The sequence below is a fragment of the Clostridium sp. Marseille-Q2269 genome, from assembly GCF_943736985.1.
GTDB lineage: Bacteria > Bacillota > Clostridia > Clostridiales > Clostridiaceae > Clostridium_F.
In genome coordinates this window covers 792,130-812,794 of sequence record NZ_CALSFS010000001.1, presented here as the reverse complement: position 1 = coordinate 812,794, position 20,665 = coordinate 792,130, and the positions used below count along the sequence as shown (strand labels likewise).

18 protein-coding genes and 2 pseudogenes are annotated in these 20,665 nt (G+C 28.6%); 18 read left to right on the top strand and 2 right to left on the bottom strand.

The annotated features are described in order from the left end of the window. The first annotated feature begins 114 nt into the window (after positions 1 to 114). From NGI68_RS03645 to NGI68_RS03595, 11 genes and pseudogenes are all read left to right on the top strand, one after another. Positions 115 to 753 (top strand): annotated as a pseudogene (locus NGI68_RS03645) (NAD(P)-dependent oxidoreductase). A gap of 101 nt (positions 754 to 854) precedes the next feature. Beyond that, positions 855 to 1,727: a hydroxymethylbilane synthase gene (gene hemC / locus NGI68_RS03640; RefSeq protein ID WP_251860118.1), complete on the top strand. Its 873-nt coding sequence runs from the start codon at positions 855 to 857 to the stop codon at positions 1,725 to 1,727. A 75-nt stretch (positions 1,728 to 1,802) separates the two neighbouring features. After that, positions 1,803 to 3,263: a uroporphyrinogen-III C-methyltransferase gene (gene cobA, locus NGI68_RS03635; RefSeq protein ID WP_251860117.1), complete on the top strand. Its 1,461-nt coding sequence runs from the start codon at positions 1,803 to 1,805 to the stop codon at positions 3,261 to 3,263. Positions 3,264 to 3,461: 198 nt separating this feature from the next. Beyond that, the gene (locus tag NGI68_RS03630; protein WP_251860116.1) at positions 3,462 to 3,644 is read left to right on the top strand and encodes a transcription initiation factor TFIIIB; all 183 of its coding nucleotides are present in this window, start codon (positions 3,462 to 3,464) and stop codon (positions 3,642 to 3,644) included. A gap of 116 nt (positions 3,645 to 3,760) precedes the next feature. Beyond that, complete coding sequence (gene hemB / locus NGI68_RS03625) at positions 3,761 to 4,735, top strand: porphobilinogen synthase (protein WP_251860115.1); 975 nt, start codon at positions 3,761 to 3,763, stop codon at positions 4,733 to 4,735. Positions 4,736 to 5,088: 353 nt separating this feature from the next. Continuing rightward, positions 5,089 to 6,411 carry a cobyrinic acid a,c-diamide synthase CobB gene (locus NGI68_RS03620; protein ID WP_251860114.1) on the top strand — a complete coding sequence of 441 codons (1,323 nt, stop codon included), beginning with the start codon at positions 5,089 to 5,091 and terminating at the stop codon, positions 6,409 to 6,411. Between the two features lie 136 nt (positions 6,412 to 6,547). Then, positions 6,548 to 7,174: a precorrin-8X methylmutase gene (locus tag NGI68_RS03615; protein WP_251860113.1), complete on the top strand. Its 627-nt coding sequence runs from the start codon at positions 6,548 to 6,550 to the stop codon at positions 7,172 to 7,174. Positions 7,175 to 7,207: 33 nt separating this feature from the next. Continuing rightward, a complete protein-coding gene (locus NGI68_RS03610; protein WP_251860112.1) occupies positions 7,208 to 7,948 on the top strand; it encodes an AAA family ATPase in 741 nt (246 codons plus the stop codon). A 52-nt stretch (positions 7,949 to 8,000) separates the two neighbouring features. Next, positions 8,001 to 8,255: a hypothetical protein gene (locus tag NGI68_RS03605; protein WP_251860111.1), complete on the top strand. Its 255-nt coding sequence runs from the start codon at positions 8,001 to 8,003 to the stop codon at positions 8,253 to 8,255. 50 nt (positions 8,256 to 8,305) lie between these two features. Beyond that, positions 8,306 to 8,746 (top strand): hypothetical protein, encoded by a 441-nt coding sequence (locus tag NGI68_RS03600; protein WP_251860110.1) that lies wholly within the window; start codon positions 8,306 to 8,308, stop codon positions 8,744 to 8,746. Positions 8,747 to 8,965: 219 nt separating this feature from the next. Beyond that, positions 8,966 to 9,169: a hypothetical protein gene (locus tag NGI68_RS03595; protein ID WP_251860109.1), complete on the top strand. Its 204-nt coding sequence runs from the start codon at positions 8,966 to 8,968 to the stop codon at positions 9,167 to 9,169. Positions 9,170 to 9,434: 265 nt separating this feature from the next. Here NGI68_RS03595 and NGI68_RS03590 read toward each other — a convergent pair whose 3' ends face one another. After that, positions 9,435 to 10,895 (bottom strand): DUF4317 domain-containing protein, encoded by a 1,461-nt coding sequence (locus NGI68_RS03590; protein WP_251860108.1) that lies wholly within the window; start codon positions 10,893 to 10,895, stop codon positions 9,435 to 9,437. Positions 10,896 to 11,243: 348 nt separating this feature from the next. Here NGI68_RS03590 and gcvT point away from each other — a divergent pair, with 348 nt between their 5' ends. From gcvT to lplA, 6 genes are all read left to right on the top strand, one after another. Beyond that, a complete protein-coding gene (gene gcvT, locus NGI68_RS03585) occupies positions 11,244 to 12,356 on the top strand; it encodes a glycine cleavage system aminomethyltransferase GcvT (RefSeq protein ID WP_251860107.1) in 1,113 nt (370 codons plus the stop codon). Positions 12,357 to 12,489: 133 nt separating this feature from the next. Continuing rightward, positions 12,490 to 12,882: a glycine cleavage system protein GcvH gene (gene gcvH / locus NGI68_RS03580; protein ID WP_251860106.1), complete on the top strand. Its 393-nt coding sequence runs from the start codon at positions 12,490 to 12,492 to the stop codon at positions 12,880 to 12,882. A gap of 2 nt (positions 12,883 to 12,884) precedes the next feature. After that, positions 12,885 to 14,225: an aminomethyl-transferring glycine dehydrogenase subunit GcvPA gene (gene gcvPA, locus NGI68_RS03575; protein ID WP_251860105.1), complete on the top strand. Its 1,341-nt coding sequence runs from the start codon at positions 12,885 to 12,887 to the stop codon at positions 14,223 to 14,225. Then, a complete protein-coding gene (gene gcvPB / locus NGI68_RS03570) occupies positions 14,225 to 15,679 on the top strand; it encodes an aminomethyl-transferring glycine dehydrogenase subunit GcvPB (protein ID WP_251860104.1) in 1,455 nt (484 codons plus the stop codon). The genes gcvPA and gcvPB overlap by 1 nt, the downstream gene beginning before the upstream one ends. Positions 15,680 to 15,948: 269 nt before the next feature. Next, entirely contained in the window at positions 15,949 to 17,337 is a 1,389-nt protein-coding gene (gene lpdA / locus NGI68_RS03565) for a dihydrolipoyl dehydrogenase (RefSeq protein WP_251860103.1), read from the top strand. A 155-nt stretch (positions 17,338 to 17,492) separates the two neighbouring features. After that, the gene (gene lplA, locus NGI68_RS03560; RefSeq protein ID WP_251860102.1) at positions 17,493 to 18,470 is read left to right on the top strand and encodes a lipoate--protein ligase; all 978 of its coding nucleotides are present in this window, start codon (positions 17,493 to 17,495) and stop codon (positions 18,468 to 18,470) included. A gap of 338 nt (positions 18,471 to 18,808) precedes the next feature. Here lplA and NGI68_RS17220 read toward each other — a convergent pair. Next, positions 18,809 to 20,073 (bottom strand): annotated as a pseudogene (locus tag NGI68_RS17220) (IS110 family RNA-guided transposase). Positions 20,074 to 20,500: 427 nt separating this feature from the next. Between NGI68_RS17220 and NGI68_RS03550 the strand changes: the two are divergent. Further along, entirely contained in the window at positions 20,501 to 20,665 is a 165-nt protein-coding gene (locus NGI68_RS03550) for a hypothetical protein (protein ID WP_003361493.1), read from the top strand.

The window sequence follows — 20,665 nt, the reverse complement described above, 5'->3', positions numbered from 1 at the left end:
TAATTATATTTTTAACAGTATATAATTAAAATACACAAGAGCAATGATTTTAATATGGTATTTCTTAATAAACTTATATTGTATATATAAAATAAAATTTTGGAGTGAATAAACTTGCAGGAAAAATATAATTTTATTGCACTAAAATCTAATAAAGTTAGAATACTAATAGTATGAGGGGGAAGGTCAGCTTTTATAAAGAGTAAGGCTTTTACAAAAACAGGCTGTAGTTTATCCATACTATCCCCTAAGTTTTCAGAGGATGTTTTAAATCTAAAGTCATATGAAACTATAGAATTTATAAAAAATAATTATAGTAAAGAATACATATTAGATAAACATTTAGTTGTTATAACCACAGAAAATGAAGAAGAAAATAGAAAAATAAGAAATGATTGTGATGCTTTGAGCAAATTATATATAGACTGTTCAGATAAAGATAAGAGTTTGTGCTTTAATAGTTTTCAAAGGGAAAGTAAAACTATGGTTTTAGCTTTAAATAACAAGGTTGGCTGTCCCAAAGCTACCTCATTTATTGGAGAAAAAATAAAAAAACAGTTAGAAGTATATGATAACTATATAGAATATGTTACTTATATAAGAAGTAACATAAAAAATCATGGATTAAAGGATGAAATAATGGATTTTGTCTGTACCAATGATTTTCACTTTTTTTTCGAAAAAGGGTATGGTAATCTAATATTATCGATGTTTTATCCAATGACTAATAATTCTAGTGATACTTTTTTATAAAGGGTAATTAGAGTTGTGAAGTTTTTGGAGTGATTCAATTAAAATTTAGATAGATTTTAAATTTAATCTGAGTTAAGTTTCAATATATGGAGGTATAGATTTTGAATTTTATAATAGCAACAAGAAGAAGTAAGCTTGCACAGGTGCAAACAGAGATAATAATAGATTTATTAAACAAAAAGCATAATATTAAATGTGAAAAATTATTAATAGAAACTTTAGGTGATAAAATATTAGAAGTATCTTTAGATAAAATAGGGGGAAAAGGATTATTTGTTAAGGATATAGAAATGGCAATGTTAGAACAAAGAGCAGATGCTGCAGTGCATAGTATGAAAGATGTGCCCTATGAAATGCCAAAAGGGTTTGAAATAATAGCTATTCCCAAAAGGGAAGATGTAAGAGATGCATTTATATCTTTAGATAATGTTAAATTTAAGGATTTAAGAAAGGGAGCTAAAATAGGTACAAGTAGCAGAAGAAGAGCTGCACAATTAAAACTTTTAAGACCAGATTTACAGGTAGTTCCTATAAGAGGAAATGTTCAAACTAGAATAGATAAAATAAGAAAAGAAAATCTAGATGGAATAATATTGGCTGTGGCAGGGCTTAAAAGGATAAATCTAGAGCATTTGATTACAGATTATTTTGATGCTAAAGAAATGGTACCTGCAGTTGGACAAGGTGCTTTAGGGGTAGAGGTTAGGTGTGAACATTCACAAAAAAATTTATTTAAAGATTTAGATCACTATAATTCAAGAGTATGTGTAGCAGCAGAAAGAGCATTTATGAGAGAATTAGATGGAGATTGTCATTCAACCATAGGAGCATATGCATCTATAAAAGGTGAGAAAATGCATATAATAGGTATGTTTGAAGTTAATAATGAGATAGTGAAAAAAGAAATTATAGGAATTAAAGAACAGTATGAAAAACTAGGTATAGAATTAGCAGATAGAATAATTAAAAGTTAGATAAGTTACTATTATAAAAAGGAAAAGTAATTTTAGAAGAAGAGGTAATAATGTACTTATATTTAGGAGGAAAATATGAGCAAAGTATATTTAATTGGTGCAGGGCCAGGAGATGAAGAGTTAATAACTCTAAAAGCTATAAGGGCCTTAAAAAAATGTACTGCAGTTATGTATGATAGATTAGCAAATGGAGAACTGTTAAAATATTTAGCACCAAATTGCAAAGTTTATTATTGTGGAAAAGAACCAGGCTGTCATTATAAAAGCCAGGATGAGATAAATGAAATGTTAGTGAAATTGGCAAAAGAAGGCCACATTGTAGGAAGAATAAAAGGTGGAGATCCATATGTATTTGGAAGAGGGGGAGAAGAAGCTTTAGACCTTATAGATGAAAATATAGAATTTGAAGTCATACCGGGAGTGACTTCTCCAGTAGCTGTGCTAAATTATGCAGGTATTCCTATAACCCATAGAGGTATTTCAAGAGGATTTCATATTTTTACAGCTATGACTAAGGATAAATTAGATATAGACTGGAAATCAGTAGTTAATATAGGGGGAACCTTAGTATTTATGATGGGACTTGGCAGATTAGAATTAATAGTTAAAGGTCTTATAGAAAATGGAATGGATAAGAAAAGTAAAATAGCAGTGGTTATGAAAGGAAGTACTTCAAAGCAAAAAAAAGTTATAGGTAACTTAGAAAATATAGTAGAAAAAGTAAAAGAAGCTAAGTTGGAATCTCCAGTAATAATAGTAGTAGGAGAAGTAGTTGATTTTTCAGATAAATTAAATTGGTATGAAAAAAAGCCTTTGTTTGGTAAAAATATATGCATAACCCGTACAAAAGAGCAAGCTAAGGAGTTGAAAGTTCAACTTTTAGATCTAGGTGCCCAAGTTACAGAAATAAATTCTATAGCAATAAAAAGCACAGAAAATGAATTAGAATCTTATTTACATAATTTAAAAGAATATGATTATATAGTACTTACTAGTGTAAATGCAGTTAAAATATTTTTTGATTATTTGATTAAAGAAAATATAGATATTAGAAATATTAATGGCAAATTTGCAGCTATAGGTCCAGCTACCAGTAAAGCAATAAAGATGAGAGGAATAATGCCAATTATTAAGTCAAAGCACTTTATAGCAGAAAGCCTATTTGAAGAAATGAAAAAGTATATAAAAATAGGAGACAAAATACTTATTCCTCGTTCAAAAGAGGCAAGACCTTTTCTAGTAGATGCATTAAAAAAGGAAGGCTGTATTGTGGATGAAGCACATATATATGAAACATTATGTGGAAAATGTGAGAATACAGAAACATTTAAAAATGTAGACACAGTAATATTCACAAGTCCATCCACTGTTAGAAATATGATTTCTATCATAGGGATAAAGAGTATAAAAGAAAAAAATATTATATCCATAGGACCAATCACAGCTAAAGAATTAGAAAAAAACAATGTAAAATATACTATTTGTGATGAATACTCTATAGATGGAATAATAGATAAACTTTTACAACCTAACTAGATATTAAAAATATAAAAGTAGATATATTTTTAATATCTAGTTATACTTACAAAATATAAGTGAGAAATATGTTTTATATAAAGTCAGGCTATTTGGCTGAAATAGTGTCTAATACATATGATGATAGCTACATATTTTAGAAAAAATATATTATATAAGAAATACCATCATGAATTTTGTATTAAGAGATGATAGTTTATGGAACATAACAAAAAGTGTCCAATCTGTGGATGTGAAAAGATTGGTGAAGGCAAACTTGATAGCTGTATGATGCGAAATGATGGAAGTTGGCTTAGTTCTAAAGTTATAGCAGATATTTGTACAGAATGTGGTCATGTCTTATCTATGAAAATTAAAAATCCAGAAAAATTTAAGGACTAAAATGTATGGTAAGTAACAATTAAGCTATTGGACTATAAATATTTTATAGTTTACATATAAAATAAATTTAATTCGCCTAGCATAAGCTGACGATAAACTAAAAGGAGACGAGTGTTATGTTTAGAAGACACAGAAGACTAAGAGAAAATGAAGCAATAAGATCTATGATAAGAGAGACAATTATTACAGAACAGGATTTTATATATCCAATGTTTGTGGTAGAAGGAGAAAATATTAAAGAAGAAATATCCTCTTTACCAGGAAATTATCATTATTCTATAGATAGATTAGAAGAGTTAGTAGATGAAGTTAGAAAATCAGGTATAAAAGGAATAATGATATTTGGAGTACCAGATCATAAAGACGAATGTGGTTCAGCAGCTTTTGATGATAATGGAATAGTTCAAAAGGGTATAAGAAGATTAAAAGAATTAATGCCTGAATTATATATAGTTGCCGATGTATGTATGTGCCAATACACAAGTCATGGACATTGTGGTATAATTCATGGCCATAATGTAGATAATGATGAATCATTAAAATATTTAGCAAAAATATCTTTATCCTATGCAAAAGCTGGTGCAGATATGATAGCTCCTTCAGATATGATGGATGGAAGAGTTTATGCTATAAGAAAAATATTAGATGAAAATAATTTTAAACATATAGGTATAATGGCATATAGTGCAAAATATTGTTCAGCTTTTTATGGTCCTTTTAGAGAAGCAGCTAATTCAGCACCACAATTTGGAGACAGAAAAACATATCAAATGGACCCAGCTAACGGAAGAGAAGCAATGCTTGAAATAGAAGATGATATAAATGAGGGCGCGGATATAGTAATGGTAAAACCAGCTCTACCATATTTAGATGTAATAAGAATGGCAAAGGATAGATTTGAATTTCCATTGGCAGCTTATAACGTAAGTGGAGAATATGCTATGGTAAAATCAGCTGCAAAATTAGGATTGATAGATGAAAGAAGAGTGGCTTTAGAAATGCTAACATCTATAAAAAGAGCAGGAGCAGATATAATAATAACTTATTATGCATTTGAAGCAAGTGCTTGGTTAAAAGAAGATAGAAAATAATATTTTAAAATAGAGATAATTTTAAAAACACAAAGATAAGAAAATATATTTATAAACCATTTATTTTGCTAAGCAGTTATAAATATGGCTACATTAAAAATTTTTTACCCGGTAAAGGTGCCATTCTTGGTTTCATCGCCGACTTCTCACGTTTTGTGAGAACTTACAAAAAATTTTTAATTCGGCCAAATTAAGAACTGCTAAAGTTTATTCATATGTGTATTTTATATATTTTTTATCTTTATTATATTGAATTAAATCTATATAAAATGAATTAGTTTAAAGTTGAGAGCGGCGTTTTTTTATTTTATGAAAAAACGCCACTCTGTACTTTAAATCAAAGGGGTGTTTTTATGAGAAGTATAATAATATCTTCTAATAGTAGTGGGGGCGGAAAGACCACAGTAACTTTAGGTCTTATGAAAGCCTTAATTAAAAAGGGGTACAAAGTTCAGGGGTATAAAGTTGGTCCCGATTACATAGATCCAGCTTTCCATTCTCATGTTACAGAAAATAGTTCTAGAAATCTAGATTTATATTTAATGGGAGCGGATGGCGTAAAGGCAGCTTATAGTAGAGGCAAAGGTGATTTAGGAGTAATAGAAGGGGTAATGGGATTGTATGATGGAAAAGGCATAGACACAAAATATTCTACGGCCTATCTATCAAAGGTTTTAAATCTACCAGTGATTTTAGTATTAACTCCAAAAGCCCAAAGTGCTACATTATGTGCAGAAATTATGGGAATATTAAATTATGAAAAGATAAATATAGTAGGAGTAATTTTTAATAAAGTAAGTGAAAGCTATTATAAATTGCTTAAGATATTAATTCAAGAAAATTGTGGATTAAAGGTCTTTGGATATGTACCAAAGGAAGAAAAACTAGAATTAAAAAGTAGACATTTAGGTCTTATACAAAGCAGTGAAATAAAAGATTTAGAAGAAAAAATAGATAGGTGTAGTGAACTGATATTAAAGTACGTAGATGTAGAAAATTTGATAAATCATTTTAAAGAAACAGAAAAATATAAGGATGATTTTTACTTAGAAAACAAGAATCTAAATATAGGCATACCTTATGATAGAGCTTTTAGTTTTTATTATAAGGAAAACATAGAACTATTAGAGAATATAGGTAATATAAAATATTTTAGTCCTATGAATGATAAAAAATTGCCAGAGCATTTAGATTTTTTATATATAGGCGGAGGATACCCAGAAATATTTATAAATGAATTAAGAGAAAACAAATCTATGCTAAGTAGTATAAATAAAGCATTAAATAATGGACTACCATGTTATGCAGAATGTGGAGGACTTATGTATTTAACAGAAGGCATAGAAGATTTAGAGGGAGATTATAAAAACACTGTAGGATTTTTTAAAGGTAAATGTCATATGACTAAAAGACTTCAAAACTTTGGCTATGCTAAAATAGAAGTAGGAAAAGAAAATAAAATACTACCTAAAGGGTTAAAAATTAATTGTCATGAATTCCATAAATCCTATGTGGATTTAAAAGAGGACAAAATATATGAACTTACTAAAGATGTTTATGATGGATCTAAGAGAAACTGGCAATGTGGATATACAAAAAACAATACATTAGGGGCTTATGGCCATGTACATTTCTTCGGAAATATGGAATTTATAAAAAACTTAATTAACAGATAAAAATATGAATTCCACGAGAAATGGAAGTGATATAATGGGAGTGTTAATAGAAAGTATTGTTTTTTATTTAAATAACGTTTAAATTACATTATATTAATTTAATATGTTTAAGCCTTAGGATTATGGAGGTAGAGTTGTGAAAGATTATATAAAAAAACCAATGGATATAGAAAAGAGAAGTTTTGAAATAATAGAAGAAGAAATGGGAGAACACAATTTTTCAGAACAAGAATTAAAGATAGTAAAAAGAGTAATACATACTACAGCAGATTTTCAATATAAGGATTTAATTTATATAAAAGAAGGAGCCATAGAGGCGGCAAAAGAGATTCTTAAAAAGGGTACAAAGATTTATACAGATACAAATATGGCTTTATCAGGTATAAATAAAAAGACTTTAAAGGATTTAAATTCTACAGTTCAGTGTTTTGTATCTAGAGAAGATGTGGTTTCAATTGCAAAGGATAGAGGTATAACTAGATCTATGGCAGCAGTAGAGTTAGCCGCAGAGGAAGGTATAGAATTTTTTGTCTTTGGAAATGCACCAACAGCACTATATAAGCTTATGGAACTTATGAAAGAAGGAAAAGCAAATCCCAAATTTATAATAGGAGTGCCAGTAGGTTTTGTAGGAGCGGCAGAATCAAAAAAAGAATTAGAAAAATTAGATATACCATTTATAACTATAAGGGGAAGAAAAGGCGGAAGTAATGTAGCAGCTTCTATAGTAAACGCACTAATGTATATGTTGGTAAAAAGATAAATTTTTTATATATAATTTGAGGGGGATACAGAAATGCAATGGGATCAATATTTAAGATATGTTGAATTATTGAGGGAAAAAGTAGAGTCATTTTCTGAATATCCATATTGTTTACCAGCTATAAAAAATTTATCTAAAATAGAATTTCATCCCAAAGTTACATATATAGTAGGTGAAAATGGTACTGGCAAATCTACCATACTTGAAGCTATTGCTATAGCATGTGGATTTAATCCAGAAGGTGGAACTAGAAATATTAATTTTTCCACAAATGATACTCATTCAGATTTATATAAAGATCTTAAAGTTGTTAGAGGAGTTAAAAGACCACGGGATGGATTTTTTCTAAGAGCGGAAAGTTTTTATAATGTGGCTACAAACATAGATGAGGTAGAAGCTTTTGCCGGGGATCCTTTTGCATCATACGGAGGAGTATCATTACATTTACAGTCTCATGGAGAATCTTTTTTATCAGTTATTAGAAATAGATTTAGTGGAAATGGGTTATATATTTTAGATGAGCCAGAGGCGGCATTGTCTCCCTCAAGGCAAATGTCTATGCTTGTTATAATGCATAAATTAATAAATAAAAATTCTCAATTTATAATAGCTACTCATTCGCCTATAATAATGTCTTATCCAGATTCAATGATTTATGAATTAAAAGATGGTATAAAAGAAGTTAAGTATAAGGATACTGAACATTATAAAATTACCAGAGATTTTCTTGATAAACCTGAAAAAATGTTAAAAATACTTTTATCTGAAGAGTAAATAATATGGTATAGTTTTAATATTTTTATGTGAAAGTTATTTGGAGGAATAAATGTATAAGGTATTAATAAATCAGACTCAAATAAAAAATGAAAACATTAAGCATATACAAAATGAAATTGAAAGAAAATATCCATTAAAAACATTGCACATTTTAAATGGATTATGTATGTTTAATTATTTTGAAGAATATGGTCTTATGAGTGAAAAAGCTAGGTACGTTCCATTTAATGAAGCTATGTGCTGGGGTGAAACGGAGGAAAAATTTTCTCATCCCAATTTATTGAAAAGAGAGCGCATTATTTAAACTCTACACCAGAAGATTATAGAAAAATTGTAATAGATCCGTTAAGGCCTTTGTTTAATGAGCAGTTTGATGTTATAGTATTGTGGTTTGGTGATGATATGTTTTGCCAAATGAATTTTATCACCATTCTTGCATATTTGGAGCAAATTCATTTTACTGGTGATGTACTTTTTTGCATGATACATGAACAAACAGATAATTTGTTATCAAATGCTGTGAAAATTCCAATAGAAGTTTATAATTATATATATAAAACTGTACTTTGCCATAGAAAAAGATGCCATGTAAAAGTGCTACCTGCAACTTACAAGGCAATGAATTTATATCTTTGCTATAGACAAAAAAATAGTGATATTATACGATATATGAAAAAAAATATTAATAAAGAAAATATAGTGAAAGAATTAATTACCCTATTTCCTCAATATGGACTTGGAGATTTACAATACCAGTGGATGATAGAAGAAATAAAGGAAGGAAGACTATATTAAATGGTTAATTTTTATTAGAAAGTATAAAAATTTATTGATACCCTTATTAGTGGTTATATTACTTTTTTCAGCATGTGCAAATAAATCAGTTTCAGCATCAAATAATATAAAGGTAAACGATATTGATACAATAACAATAAAACCTTTACCAATTCCACCTAAGATTAAAAAATATATAAAAAAGATCATATTCAAAAAATAGTTTCATTTATTAATTCAATGCCGAAAGAGAAAATAAAAGAAGCAAATATAAAAGGGTGGCAGTTCCTTATTGAAATTAAAGGAATTAAAGAACACTCTATAAGTTTTGTGGGTAACAAGATAAATATAGATCATGTTTGGTATAAAATTAGTTCTAATAAACTAAAAAAATTAACAGAAATATATAATGAATTAGATTATAAAGAAGAATGTATTAAATAAATGGGTTATTTTTCAATATAAAAAAGTAAATGAAATTAACTCTAAAAGATAATTTTATTTTGAAAAGTGAGCCAAATGTTAGATAATATAACATTTGGCTCACTCTTTAATAATATAGCTTTTATTTTAGTATAACGTTGTATTTTATATTTATTAGGCCCTAAACCATAATAACTTTTAAATGAACTATTAAATGCACCATATTACACTGTTTTAAGATGATTGAATATTGCGACCAATTGTTGATATTGCTGTATTATATAATCTAGATTAGATCATTTAAGCCATTAACTGTAGTTTGCTCATTATCATCAATGGGAATAACTATACATTTTTGTCCATCAATTATTTCAGTTTTAATTTTAGGTATCTTTTCAGGTTTTACTTGAAGTATAACATCATAATCATCAGTAAGATCATTATCATCTAAACTGTCAGTTGGAGATTCTTCTAAATTACTTTTTAAGTCATCATCTAAGGGATTATCTAAATTATCTTTTAATTTATTATCTGAATAGTCTTTTAAAGTATCATCTAAGGCTTTATCTAAATCATCCTTTAAGTCATCATCTACATCATCTTTTAAAGTGTCATCTAAAGGATCACTATGCTTTGACAAAATATTACTATCCTCATCTGTATCTAGCTCTTTCTTTACTTCTTCAAGTCTATATTGTAGAATTTCTACTTGTTTTTCAAGTTGTTCTTCCTTTTTCCTTTGAGCATTTGCTTTAAGTATTTTTGAGTCAATTAAATGTTCTGCTAAAGGAAGGTCTTCACCAAAGTTTTCTACATAAGATTTTTCAATTTTATAAGTAGCTTCTTCTGGAATCCCACTTTCTATTAAAAGATTTTGTATATCCTTTTGTTTTAATGTTATAGGTTCATCATCTGTGTCATCATATATTGAATTGTACTCATCTATCATAGTATTTAGATTTTCTTGTATTTCCATAAAAGTTTTTTCAGCTTTTTTTTCGTCAATGTCAATTGAATCTTTAATAATTGTTTCAAAAGTTTGTTTTTGGATAGTAGCAGTTTGTTTTGAAAAGCAACCTAAAGCCTGTTCCATTAATTCAGGATGAGGGTCTTTTGGATTTTTAGTGTAGTACATAACAGAATTAACATCTGAAGTACGATCAATAAAAGCAGGAAATACAAAACCTAAAGTTGGGGTATTTACCACCCAATCTCTAATACGTGCCTTTATTTTCTTTTCATCTTCAAAATATGTAAGGCCAGGATCTGAAAGTGAAACAGGACATATTGAACATAGAATATATTCATATATCTCTTCAGATTCATCTATTTTAGTATTGTCAGTAGTTTTAGTAATAACATCATAAGCATCATGAAAAACTAGTATTAAAAAATTACCAGTATAATCATAACTATCTATAATAGATTTATAAAAATCTTCAAGTAGAACATCATCTTTTAATTGGCTCTTTTTAAGATTAATAAGAGAAAGCTGTTTTTCATTCTCAAGATTTTCGTTAAGTGGAAAGTTAAGTTCTAAAATATTATTGCCAATGGTTCCAGACAACACTTTTTTAGCAATTTCTAAATACTTAAAGTATTCATCTTCATCTAAGTTTAAAAATGATTCTCTAAAATTTAAAATAATGTTTTTTTCACCATTAACATAGCAACCACATACTTTAGTGAAGGTGCAATGATCTTTTTTAAAACGTTTTTTTAATTCAAGTATATCTTTTTTTCTCATATATAAACTCCCCAATCTAGTCTTTTCTATTTATAGTTATTAATTAGCACACTATTAAGTATAGTATTTTTTTTGTATTAATTAAAGATTTTATTATTTGAGGTTAAGGTACATAACATGCAATATTATAGTAGTTATACAAAACTAATTGAAATGTAAATAAATTAATTATAAAAGTTTATGGAAAATGTTTACAAAAGCATAATAAAAGCTTATCATAATATAAAGGAAAGTTTTGGGTATGAAATTAATTTTTACAACTTGCTTTGCAGTAAATCATTTTCATAATTTTATTAAAAAATATATATAAATGGTTATATATAAATAATTTTAATTGGGGGTAAAATCATGGAAGGTTTAAAAGTTACACCTTTAAGAAGTGTGTATGAAGAGTATGGTGGAAAAATTGTAGATTTTGCAGGATATGAACTTCCAACACAATTTAAAGGCTTTTTACATGAGCATCATATTGTGCGAGAAAAGGCAGGTCTTTTCGATGTTTCTCATATGGGAGAAGTTACAGTAACAGGAAAAGAGGCTAAAAAATTTGTTCAATACTTACTAACTAATGATATAAATACTCTTAATGATAATGATGTTTTATACACATTCATGTGTAAAGAAAATGGTGGAGTGATAGATGATTTATTAGTTTATAAATTTGCAGAGGATGAGTTCTTTTTAGTTATTAATGCAAGTAATAAAGATAAAGATGTTAAGTGGATAATGGATCATAAAGGGGATTTTAATGTTGAAATTGTAGATAAATCAGATGGTATTGCTCAGCTTGCATTACAAGGACCTTTAGCAGAGGAAATACTTCAAAAAATAGTAGATGTAGATTTACAAGAAATAAAATTCTTTAAATTTAAAAGAGATGTTTTAGTTGATGGGAAGAAATGCTTAGTATCACGAACTGGTTATACTGGAGAAGATGGTTTTGAAATTTATTGTAAACCAGAGGATGCAAAAGGAATATGGCATGCTATATTAAATGCAGGAAAAGAAGAAGGTGCAGAGCCAATAGGGTTAGGTGCTAGAGACACTTTAAGATTTGAAGCTAGTCTTCTTTTATATGGCAATGAAATGGATGAAACAATTACACCATTAGAAGTAGGTATGGGATTCTTTGTGAAATCAAAAGTTGAAGAAGATTTTATAGGAAAAGATGCTTTAATAAAGCAAAAAGCAGAAGGCGTAACTAGAAAATTAGTAGGATTTGAACTTTTAGATAAGGGAATTCCAAGGCACGGTTATGAGGTTGTTAAGGATGAAAAAGTTATTGGGCATGTTACAACAGGATATAAATCTCCTACATTAAACAAACCAATTGGGTTAGCTTTAGTAGAAAAACAATACTCTAAATTAGGAACAGAATTTAATATAAAAGTTAGAAAAAAAGAATTAAGAGCTGTTGTTATAGATAAAAGATTTTATACTAAAAAAACAAAAAGCAAATAATAAATTCTATAAATTGGCAATTTAATATTTTGGGACATAACTAATTTTTACTACCACTTTAAAGAAGATGGGAGTAAAAAGTGGATAGCAATAAAATAAATCCATAATAATTGAAAACTTGGGGGTTAGTAGAATGAAGGTTTTAAATAATTTACTTTACACTAATGATCATGAATGGATAAGGGTAGAAGATAATAAGGCATATATAGGAATTAGCGATTGTGCACAGCGTATGTTAGGAGATATAGTTTTTGTTGAATTACCAGATGTTGATGATGAAATAGCTAAGGGGGAAACTTTTGCAACTATAGAATCTGTTAAGGCAGCATCAGATAGTTATATGCCAGCTAGTGGAGTAGTTATAGAAATTAATGAAGAACTAGAAGATGATCCAGCAGCATTAAATGAAGATCCATATGAAAACTGGATTATTGCAGTGGAGCTTAAGGATAAAAGTGAATTAGAAGAATTAATAAAACCAGAAGATTATGAAAAAATATGTGAAGAGTTAGATAAGGAGGCATAATTATGTTTCCATATATTCCAAACACAGAAAAAGAAACAAAAGAAATTTTAGATTTTCTTTCAATAAAATCTGTAGATGAATTATTTAGTGATATACCAGATAATGTAAAGTTAAATAGAGAGTTGAACCTAGAGAGTTCTTTATCAGAACTACAGGTTGAAAAAAGATTAAAGGATTTAGCTTTAAAAAATAAATCTATGGAAGATATGACATGTTTCTTAGGGGCTGGAATTTATGATCATTATATACCTTCTGTAATTAAACATATAACAGGAAGATCTGAATTTTATACTGCATATACACCATATCAACCAGAGGTGAGTCAAGGGACACTTCAGGCTATATTCGAATATCAGAGTATGATTTGTGCTTTAACAGGTATGGAAGTTTCAAATGCTTCTATGTATGATGGAGCAACAGCAACAGCTGAAGCCGCTATACTTTCTATTGTTAGCACTAAAAGAAATACCATTATAGTTTCTAAATCAGTAAATCCTGATACAAGAAGAGTGCTTAAAACTTACTTAAAGTATAGAGGTTACAATATGATAGAGATTGATTTAGAACAGGGTACTACAGATGTAGATAAAGTTATTAATAGTTTAGATAAAAGTGTAGCAGCAGTTGTAATTCAAAGTCCAAATTTCCTCGGATTAGTTGAAGATGCTACAAATATGGTAGATGCTATTCATAAAAATAAATCACTATTAATAATGAATGTGGACCCAATATCATTAGGTATATTAAAGAGTCCAGGAGAATTAGGTGCAGATATTGTTGTTGGTGAGGGACAATGCTTAGGTGCCAACATGAGTTATGGTGGACCAGGTTTGGGATTTATGAATACTACAAAAAAACTTATGAGAAAAATGCCAGGGAGGATAGTTGGTGAAACTGAAGATGTGGAAGGAAAAAGAGGCTTTGTTTTAACACTTCAGGCTAGAGAACAACATATAAGAAGAGAAAAAGCAACTTCTAATATCTGTTCAGACCAAACAGCGGTAGCAATAGGTGCAGCTGTTTATATGGCTACTTTAGGAAAGGAAGGAATAAAGGAAGTATCAAAACAGTGTTTAGTTAAATCACACTATGCATATAATCAGTTAATTAAATCAGGAAAATATAAACCTGTATTTAATAAACCATTTTTTAAGGAGTTTGTAGTAAAGGGAGAAACTTCACCTTGTGAAATTAACAATAAATTATTAGAAAATAATATTTTAGGTGGATATGATTTGGAGAAAGTTTACTTAGAATATAAAAATTCTATGTTAATTTGTGTTACAGAGAAAAGGACAAGGGAAGATATAGATAAATTAGTTAAAGTGATGGAGGCGATATAATGAAAGATTATAATAAAGTTATATTTGATCTGTCATCAGAAGGTAGAAAAGGCTATACACTTTCTAAGTTAGATGTACCAGAAGTAGAACTTTCAGAACTGTTACCTAAAAACTTATTAAGGGAAGATGATTTACAGCTTCCAGAAGTAAGTGAAGTTGATGTTGTAAGACACTACACAGCTCTTTCAAATAAAAATTATACCGTTGATAACGGATTTTATCCATTAGGATCATGCACTATGAAATATAATCCTAAAATAAATGAGGATATGGCTGCATTGAGCGGATTTTCAAAAATACATCCGCTTCAAGATGAAAATATTTCACAAGGTGCATTAGAATTAATGTATGATTTGAAGGGTAAATTATGTGAAATTACTGGCCTTGATGATTTTACCCTTCAACCAGCAGCAGGAGCACATGGTGAGTATACTGGTCTTTTAATTATAAAAGCTTACCATGAACAAAGAGGAGATAAAAAAAGAACAAAAATTATAGTTCCTGATTCAGCCCATGGTACAAATCCTGCCAGTGCATCAGTAGCTGGATTTGATATTGTAGAAATAAAATCTGGTGAAGATGGTAGAGTTTCTATTGATGAACTTAAAAAAGTTTTAAATGACGAAATAGCAGGATTAATGCTTACAAATCCAAGTACCGTAGGATTATTTGAAAAAGATATAAAACTTATAAGTGAGTTGGTTCATGAAGCTGGGGGACTATTATATTATGATGGAGCAAACTTAAATGCAATAATGGGAATTGCAAGACCAGGGGATATGGGATTCGATGTATGTCACCTAAATATGCATAAAACATTCTCAACTCCACATGGTGGTGGTGGACCAGGATCAGGACCTGTGGGAGTTAAAAAGCATTTAGCCAAATTTCTTCCAATACCAACAGTTGAAAAGGAAAATGATAAATTTATATTAGATTATAATAGAGAAGATTCACTCGGAAAAATTAGAAGTTTATATGGAAATTTTGGTGTTATGGTTAAAGCATATGCTTATATTTTAACAATGGGTAAGGAAGGATTAAAATCAGCTTCAGAAAATGCTGTTTTAAATGGAAATTATATAAAAGAATCTTTAAGAGAATATTATAATATTGGGAAAGATGATATTTGTAAACATGAGGTTATTTTAAGTACCCTTAAGGAAAATCCACATCACATAGCTACAGTGGATATTGCAAAGAGATTAATAGATTATGGTGTACATCCACCTACAGTTTATTTCCCATTAATAATTGAAGAGGCTCTCATGATAGAGCCAACTGAAAGTGAAAGTAAAGAGACTATTGATGAATTTATAGATGCTATGAAAAAAATAGCTGTAGAAGCTAAAGAAAATCCAGAGATTTTACATGATGCACCAGTAACAGCACCAGTAAGAAGACTAGATCAAGTAAAAGCAGCTAGAAAGCCCATATTAAAATGGCAAAAATAAGTAAGGATATGTCTATGCAATCCAATATCATATAGTTTAGTGTATAAAATATAGATATAAATTTTTAGGGAATTCAAACCAGTATTTGGTGTCAATCTATATTGTTTTAGCGAATATCGGCTATCCAAAGGAAGGTTGTATAGTACGTAAAATGTTACAACTTTAGTGGTGAAAGGTTCATAAGAGTTAAGATTTAAGAAAAGTAAAAATACAATTCTTATTTCTTAACTCTTAAATTTTAAAATTCATTAAATCATAGGGGGATTATTATGAAAGATATTATAGTTATAGGTGGAGGCCCTGGTGGATATGTAGCGGCTATAAGAGCTGCACATTTAGGTGCAGATGTGGCAGTTATTGAGATGGACAGCTTTGGTGGAACATGTCTTAATAGAGGTTGTATACCAACAAAGACTTTATATAGAACTGCAGAAATAATGAATATATTAAAACATATAGAAGACTTTGGAATAGATGCTGAAAACTATAATATAAATGTAGCGAAGGTTCAGGAAAGAAAAAATGATGTAATAAAAAAATTGGTAGGTGGAGTTGAACAATTACTAAAAGGAAATAGTGTTGAAATTATAAGAGGTAAGGCTTTCTTAAAGGATAAAAATACTGTTTTAGTAGAAACGAAAGATGGAAAAGTTACATTAGAAGGTAAAAATATAATTATAGCAACAGGATCATATTCTGAAATGCCAGCTATAAAAGGTATAGATAATAAAAATATAATAACTAGTGATGATATTTTAGAATTTAATAGAATTCCAAAACATTTAGTAATTTCAGGTGGCGGTGTTGTTGGAATGGAGTTTGCTAGTATCTTTAAAGCCATGGGAAGTGAAGTTACAGTCATTGTTGCTAGAGATTCTATATTATATGATATTGATAGAGAAATAAGTAAAAGGTATACAGCTATGGCAAAAAAATCAGGAATAAATATACTAACATCAACTAAAATATTGGAGTTTTATGAGGATGATGATAATGTAATTATAAAATATAAAGGTAAAAAAGGTGAATCTGAGCTAAAATCTGATATGGTTCTCATAGCTAAAGGTAGAAGAGGAAACTATACATGTATGAACTTAGAAGAATTAGGAATTGAACATGATAAAAAGAAAATAATTGTAGATGATAATTATAAAACTAATGTAGATGGAATATATGCTATTGGAGATGTAAATGGAATTTGTCTTTTAGCTCATGCAGCATCACATCAAGGTATACAGGTTGTAGAGCATATAATTGAAAGCAAACAGTACCATAAATCTGTGATTCCAAACTGTATATTTACATTCCCCGAAATAGCTACTGTAGGTATGACAGAGGAAGAAATTAAGGAAAAAGGTATAGAGTACATGAAAAATAAATTCCTATTTGGAGCTAATGGAAAAGCTTTGGCATTAGGTGAAGGTGAAGGATTTGTAAAAGTTATATGTGAAAAGGAAAGCAAAAAGATTTTAGGTGTTCATATAATGGGACCACATGCTTCAGATTTAATACATGAAGGAGTATTGGCAATTGAAAAGGGTATGACAGTAAATGATTTTAAAGAAGTAGTACATGCTCACCCAACATTAGGTGAAGCATTCTATGAAGCAATAATGGGATTAAATAAAGAAGCTATTCATAGTATAAATAAAAAATGAAGATTTTAGTATTTAATAACGTTGAAAGTAAATAAAAAATCCTATAATATACATTTAACATTAATAGAAACAAAGCTGTATAAGTATTAATCTATTATTATAATTGATATTGGTTTAAAACTTAAAAGAGATCAAGTTACATTGGAGGAAAAATGATGAAATATATTGACAATTCAAATACCAATCCATATTTTAATTTAGCAGCTGAAGAGTATTTTTTAAGAAACAAAGATGATGAATACTTTATTTTATGGAGAGATGAGCCCTGTGTTATAGTTGGAAAGAATCAAAATACATTATCAGAAATAGATATGGATTATATAGAAACTAATAAAGTTAAAGTAGTAAGAAGACAGACAGGCGGTGGCGCTGTATTTCATGATTTAGGAAATTTGAATTATACTTTTATAGTTAATGATGATGGGAAGAGTTTTAATGATTTTAAAAGGTTTTGTAAACCTATAATAGGAGTTTTGAATACATTAGGGGTTAAAGCTGAATTCTCAGGACGAAATGATTTATTAATAGATGGTAAAAAAATTTCTGGAACAGCTCAATGCAAACATAAAAATAGAGTTATGCATCATGGAACTCTTTTATTTTCATCAGATATAACAAATTTAAGTGGTGCCCTAAAACCTAAAAAGATAAAATTTCAAGATAAGGCTGTTAAGTCAGTTATAAGCAGAATAACTAATATTTCAAAGTACTTAAATTCTAAAATGGATGTTTTAGAGTTTAAAAATGAGATTTTTAATTATATTTTAAAAAGTGAAAAAGATGCAAAGGTTATGCCACTAACTGAATATGAAATAAAGGAAATAGAAAAAATTAAAAATAATAAATATGAAACCTGGGCTTGGAACTTTGGAAGTTCTCCTAAATATGATTTTTATAATGAAGGAAAATTTACAGGTGGAACTATAGAGATAAATATAAAAGTAGAAAAAGGGATAATTGAAGATATAAAGATATTTGGAGATTTCTTTGGTGTGAAGGATGTAAAAGAAATAGAAGATTTATTAAAGGGTACCGAACACAAAAAAGAAGAAATAAAGAATGCAATAAAGAATGCTAATATAGATGAATATTTTTCTAGAATAACTATGGAAGAATTTTTAAGTTTATTTTAATACAATAAAAAGGTATAAAAGAATATATTTTTGAAGTAGTTAGAGATGTTAAATACTTGAAAGTAGATTCTTTTTTATATTTAATAGTTAGAAAAGTTTAGAATATGATATGGAGAAGCGTATCTATGGAGAGCCAAAATTAGCAGGTAATTTAAAAGAGAGTAGGTTTATTATTTGATGAATTCGGTATATAATATTATATAAATAACTTTCTTTTAGACCAGCTAGTAAAAGTCAATAAAAATTTTAAAAAAAGTTATTTTTAAAAAAATGTATGACAAAAAGGTATTGCTCAAAGGACGAACAATACAAAAATTGGTAACAATTTTTGCGGCCGATTAGGCTGCCCAATTATTGGAGTTTTTAAGATACATTTTATGATGAATTTTTGGTAAACGTTGTTCATATTCTTTTTGATCACGTAGAACGGCAAAAATATAGTTAATAAGTTTATGCATAATAGCTACTAAGGCTACCTTCTTCTTTTTACCATTTAGATTATTTTTGTAGTAGTCTAGTAAGATTTTATTGTTGGCTTCCCCAGTACGTTTAGTTCTTATAGAAGCTAATGCTATTGCATATAAAGCTCTACGTCCAAATCGAGTACCTCTTTTGGATATTTTGTCTTTATCACTTTTAAATTTACCAGATTCATTAACAGAGGGGTCAACACCAAAGTATGCAACTAACTGCTTAGGTTTTAAGAAACATTGAAAATCTCCGATTTCAGTTAGTATAGTTACAGCTGAAATAAAACCAACTCCAGGTATTGACATCAATAACAGGATATTTTTTTTAAACTTTGAAGAAACTTCATTGCTATATAAGACATTTTCTATTTCTTTTAATATTAGTTCTATTTGTTTATTAAAGTTTTCAATAGTTCCAATATTAATAATTACTTTTGTTGATAATCCAATGGATGATATAGCAATATCTTTAGCATTAGAAGCAGTCTTAATTAATTTATCATAAGTATTGTTACACCAAGCCAAATTCTTTTTATAGGAGTATCAAGAATAGATTGAGGTGTTTGGTAACACTTAAGAATAGCAATTGAAGTTGCTCCAGTTATATCACAAAATACACTGTTATATCCTGGAAATACCACACGTAAGTCAGCAGATAATTTTTTCTTGAATGTTGATCTTGTATCAACAAGTTTATAGTAATCTCGGCATAAAGATTTTAAAGTAAAAATAGAAACATCAAAGTAGCTAGAAGCTTTAATATTTTCAAATTTACCTATTTTAGCCATAGCTAAGGCATCCTTTTTATCATTTTTCACTTTTCTTATGTTTTTATTTTTGTTAGAATTAGTAACTAGAGGATTAATAACAAAAGCCTCTAAGTTGTTGGTTTTAAGAAAGTGGAAAAGAGATAAGTGGTACACGCCAGTGGACTCCATGAAAATGCCTGTTTTCATGTCAAACTCTTTTTCCACTTTCTTTATTTCTTTAACTAAGTGGTTAAAGCCGTCCACGTCATGTTTAATCTTAAATGCCTTCCTATAAATATCACCGTTAGGTGCAAGAATAGAAACTATAGAAAAGTCTGCTGAAACATCAATACCTACTGTTGGATTATAAAAATAATTAGACATAATTAATATCTCCTTTACCTTAATTAGTTTGAGATAGAATAGAGTATCCACTTCTATCAATGAGCCTATAACCTTATTTGTGACACGGGTAATTCTCAATAGGAACACCCTACGGGAAACCCAACCAGCTAAACCATAGAAATCTCACTGATGGAATGATACGCTAATTTACGGGTATAATCTCTACGAGATTCCCTGGAGGTTTCCATCTAACCTCTATTCAGGAGATATTATACAATGATTTAATTTTAACGTTAAGTTTCCTGTCAGATATTTTAATAGAAAACATAAAATGAAGGGATTAATTATCTGATAGGCTAAATAAAATATAAGAATAATTTTCAAAAGTAGATTGATAATGTTCGTTAGAAAATAAAGATGTTTTCTATCAAATGTTACAACTACATTATATAAGGAGGTACTTTATATGGAAAATAAGGATATTAATTTATATGATATTTTTACAAGATATTCCTATAATGATATTATGAAATTACTTCAAAGCTCAAAAAGCAAAGAAGAACAAGATTTTTATGCGAATTTATCCAACATTATATTACAACGAGAACAAATGAAAGTTATAGGTAAGTAA

Bases quoted from the DNA above. Each gene is read 5' to 3' on its own strand.
- gcvPA (WP_251860105.1), top strand. From the start codon at position 12,885: ATGTTTCCATATATTCCAAACACAGAAAAAGAAACAAAAGAAATTTTA.
- hemB (WP_251860115.1), top strand. From the start codon at position 3,761: ATGTTTAGAAGACACAGAAGACTAAGAGAAAATGAAGCAATAAGATCT.
- NGI68_RS03550 (WP_003361493.1), top strand. From the start codon at position 20,501: ATGGAAAATAAGGATATTAATTTATATGATATTTTTACAAGATATTCC.
- NGI68_RS03605 (WP_251860111.1), top strand. From the start codon at position 8,001: ATGTATAAGGTATTAATAAATCAGACTCAAATAAAAAATGAAAACATT.
- gcvT (WP_251860107.1), top strand. From the start codon at position 11,244: ATGGAAGGTTTAAAAGTTACACCTTTAAGAAGTGTGTATGAAGAGTAT.
- NGI68_RS03590 (WP_251860108.1), bottom strand. From the start codon at position 10,895: ATGAGAAAAAAAGATATACTTGAATTAAAAAAACGTTTTAAAAAAGAT.
- lpdA (WP_251860103.1), top strand. From the start codon at position 15,949: ATGAAAGATATTATAGTTATAGGTGGAGGCCCTGGTGGATATGTAGCG.
- cobA (WP_251860117.1), top strand. From the start codon at position 1,803: ATGAGCAAAGTATATTTAATTGGTGCAGGGCCAGGAGATGAAGAGTTA.
- gcvH (WP_251860106.1), top strand. From the start codon at position 12,490: ATGAAGGTTTTAAATAATTTACTTTACACTAATGATCATGAATGGATA.
- lplA (WP_251860102.1), top strand. From the start codon at position 17,493: ATGAAATATATTGACAATTCAAATACCAATCCATATTTTAATTTAGCA.
- NGI68_RS03620 (WP_251860114.1), top strand. From the start codon at position 5,089: ATGAGAAGTATAATAATATCTTCTAATAGTAGTGGGGGCGGAAAGACC.
- gcvPB (WP_251860104.1), top strand. From the start codon at position 14,225: ATGAAAGATTATAATAAAGTTATATTTGATCTGTCATCAGAAGGTAGA.
- NGI68_RS03595 (WP_251860109.1), top strand. From the start codon at position 8,966: ATGCCGAAAGAGAAAATAAAAGAAGCAAATATAAAAGGGTGGCAGTTC.
- NGI68_RS03610 (WP_251860112.1), top strand. From the start codon at position 7,208: ATGCAATGGGATCAATATTTAAGATATGTTGAATTATTGAGGGAAAAA.
- NGI68_RS03630 (WP_251860116.1), top strand. From the start codon at position 3,462: ATGGAACATAACAAAAAGTGTCCAATCTGTGGATGTGAAAAGATTGGT.